This window comes from Micromonospora sp. NPDC049580 (assembly GCF_040675595.1).
Lineage (GTDB): Bacteria > Actinomycetota > Actinomycetes > Mycobacteriales > Micromonosporaceae > Micromonospora.
Map to the genome: position 1 here is coordinate 1 of NZ_JBFAPG010000762.1, position 1,800 is coordinate 1,800.

The 1,800-nt window shown below is 74.6% G+C and carries 2 protein-coding genes; both read left to right on the plus strand.

The window, feature by feature from the left end; translation table 11 throughout:
• The first annotated feature begins 306 nt into the window (after positions 1-306).
• Entirely contained in the window at positions 307-780 is a 474-nt protein-coding gene (locus AB0J68_RS31835) for a BlaI/MecI/CopY family transcriptional regulator (protein ID WP_363942552.1), read from the plus strand.
• Between the two features lie 10 nt (positions 781-790).
• The gene (locus AB0J68_RS31840; protein ID WP_354861579.1) at positions 791-1,696 is read left to right on the plus strand and encodes a M56 family metallopeptidase; all 906 of its coding nucleotides are present in this window, start codon (positions 791-793) and stop codon (positions 1,694-1,696) included.
• Positions 1,697-1,800: the final 104 nt, after the last annotated feature.

Sequence of the window (1,800 nt, forward strand, 5' to 3'; positions counted from 1 at the left end):
CGATCGGCGCGATCGGGCGGGGCCGGCGGGGCGATCGGCGCGATCGGGCGGGGCCGGCGGGGCGATCGGCGCGATCGGGCGGGGCCGGCGGGGCGGCCGGGATCTGCGCAACTTCCGGGATGTTGCTGCCTCCGGGGCGATGGAGGCAGCAACATCCCTGTTCTTGTGCGGATCTTGCGCCAGGCTGCCCGGTTCCGGGGCCGTCTTGATCATGGGTTCGCGAGGGATCGGTCTTCCGGGCCGGGTGACTCGTGATCGGGCTGGTCGGGTGGGTGGGGGGTCTACTACCGGGGGTAGGATTGGGGGGTGACTCGGTTGGGCGATCTTGAGCGTGCGGTGATGGACGTGCTGTGGGACGTGGTCCCGGGCACGTCGGACGGTGTGACCGTGCGCGAGGTGGCCGACGCGCTCGACGGCCGCGAACTGGCGTACACGACGGTGATGACCGTTCTCGACCGGCTCGCCGGCAAGGGCATGGTGCAGCGGGAACGGGAGGGCCGCGCCTGGCGGTACCGGCCGGCGGCCAGTCGTGAGGCGCACATCGCCCAGCTCATGCTCGACGCCCTCGACCTGGGCGGCAGCCGCGACGCCGCGCTGGTGCGCTTCGCCCGCTCGGTGACCGGCACCGAGGCCGAGGTGCTGCGGGCCGCCCTGGGCAGCGAGGCCGGGCTGGCCGGGCCGAGTTCCGCCGACGGCGCCACGGGCGGGGCCGACGCCCTGACCGACCGGGTTAATCCGCCGGCGGGCCGGCGGCCGGCCGGCGAGGCAGCGGAGCGGTAGGGCGCGCGCCATGGCCTACGCCGTGCACTTCGCCGCCACCATGCTCGCCTGCTATCTGACCGCGCAGGTGCTGGCCCGCTCCACCTGGACCTGGCGCAGCCCGCGGGTGGCGATCGTCTGCTGGCAGGCCGTCGGGCTGGCGTTGGGCCTCTCCGCGATGGGCCTGCCGATGGCCCTCGGGCTGACCGCATACGACCTGCCGACCGGCAGCGCACTGCTCGCCCTGACCACCGACCTCGCCCACGGCAGCCTGCCGATCGGCGTGACCGCGTTCCACCTCGCCGGCGTCGGGGTGGGCTTCGGCATCGGAGCGGTGCTCGTCACCACGACCGTCCGCAGCATCCACGGGACCATCCGCGCCCAGCGCCGACACCGGGACCTGCTCACCCTGGTGGCCCGGGACGACCCGGCCGCGCCCGGGGCGCTCGTCCTGGACCATCCGAGCGCCGCCGCGTACTGCCTGCCCGGGGTGAAGCCGCAGGTGGTGGTCAGCGCGGGCACGCTGAGCCTGCTGGACCGCGCCGAGCTGGCCGCCGTGCTCTCCCACGAGCGCGCGCACGCCCATGAGCGACACGATCTGGTGCTGCTGCCATTCACCGCGCTCTGCCGGGCGCTGCCGTGGTTCGGCTGGGTCCGCGACGCGCACGAGCGGGTCGCCCTGCTGGTCGAGATGCGCGCCGACGACAAGGCACGCGAACTGCACGCCGAGGCGCCGCTGGCGGGCGCGCTTCGTCGTTTCGCCGCCGCCGGGCACCGGGTCACCCCGGCCGGCGCCCTGGGCCTGGGCGACCGCGACCTGGACGTACGCGTACAGCGCCTACTGGTTGCCGACCGGCCGCCTCTGGCCCTCGGTGCCACGGCCCTCGCGGTGGCCACCACCCTGGTCGCCCTCCCGATCACGCTCTTCCTGAGCTGACGCGCCAACCCGCCCCACTCGGCTGACGGCGTGGTGTCGCCGGCGGGGTGGGCAGCTGGTCGAGTCTCTTTGCGCTCTGCTTCAACCCACGCACCGCTTTTGCG

What these genes read in the sequence shown, in the direction of transcription:
- AB0J68_RS31840 (WP_354861579.1), top strand. Translation starts at nt 791, where the DNA reads ATGGCCTACGCCGTGCACTTCGCCGCCACCATGCTCGCCTGCTATCTG.